The following is a 1209-nucleotide window of genomic DNA, read 5'->3' as shown; positions in this document are numbered from 1 at the left end:
GGCTTGGGAAGGGCTGGGTTATTACTCACGCGTACGCAATATGCAAAAGGCTGCTATCCAAGTGCGTGATGATTACCAAGGCGTGTGGCCAGATCATATGGCGGCTTTGGAAAAACTGACAGGAATTGGGCCGTACACAGCGGCAGCGATTGCTAGTATCGCGTTTAATGAACCAGTACCGGCCATTGACGGGAATGCGTTCCGTGTGTTTGCGCGCTTATTCAAAATTGATGCGGACATCGCCCAACCTAAGACGCGCAAAGTGTTCTTTGAACTAGGCCTGCAACTGATTGATCCAGCCCGCCCTGGTGATTTTAATCAAGCAATTATGGATTTGGGGTCATCATATATGAGTGCGAAAAATTTTGATTCGGAACATTCACCGGTCAAGCAATTTAACGCTGCATATGCTGATGGGACGGAAGAATTTTATCCGGTCAAAACAAAGGCGCCCAAGCCTAAGCCAATTACGTATTTTGCGCTGGCGGTTAAGTCACCAGCTGGCTATTTGTGGGAACAACGGCCGGCCGATGGGTTGCTGGCGAATTTTTGGACGATGCCACTCTATGCGTTGACCGACTTTGTTAACGATCCGGATGCTGACTGGACAATTGCAGAAATGATTGCAGCTACTGAGCAGCGTTTGTTGACGGATTACGGCGTTAAAGCAACGCTCACGAAGTTGGCTGGCCGACCAGTAACGCACGTGTATACCCACCAAAAATGGACGGTCACTGTGCTGACGGCGGAAGTAACTGAACAGGATTTGACGCGGGGAACTTGGCGCCCTAAGACAGCCTTGGCTGCTGATCCACAACCTAAAATCCAAGAGAAGATTTGGGCAAAAATATAAGTAAATATTGCAAAAATATACACAAGCAAAATGTGGTAATATGGTTATACAATTTAGACGGGGCGCGTGAGGAATAACCTGACGTTTGAAAGGAAATAACCATGGCACAAAAAATTATGCTTGATATGGATCCAGGAATTGATGATGCAGCTGCGATTGCGATCGCTTTGACTGATCCACAGTTTGATGTTCAATTGTTGTCGACAGTAGCCGGTAACGTCGGCGTAGAGAAGACGGCATTAAATGCGTTGAAACTTGTCGAGTTTTTCGGTGTACAAGAGCAAGTACCAGTGGCAGCTGGTGCGAAAATGCCACTGCTGAAGCCATACGAGGACGCATCATATGTGCACGGTGAG

Annotated in this window: 2 protein-coding genes; both read left to right on the top strand. The window is 47.6% G+C overall.

The window, feature by feature from the left end:
- On the top strand, positions 1 to 853 hold an 853-nt coding region (locus WEIDD23_RS06500), incomplete at its 5' end, for an A/G-specific adenine glycosylase (RefSeq protein ID WP_242865453.1).
- Positions 854 to 954: 101 nt separating this feature from the next.
- On the top strand, positions 955 to 1209 hold a 255-nt coding region (locus WEIDD23_RS06495; RefSeq protein ID WP_197458830.1), incomplete at its 3' end, for a nucleoside hydrolase.

Source organism: Weissella sp. DD23 (assembly GCF_001579105.1).
GTDB lineage: Bacteria > Bacillota > Bacilli > Lactobacillales > Lactobacillaceae > Weissella > Weissella cibaria.
The sequence above is the reverse complement of the archived record's forward strand: the minus strand, read 5'-3'. Positions and strand labels throughout refer to the sequence as shown.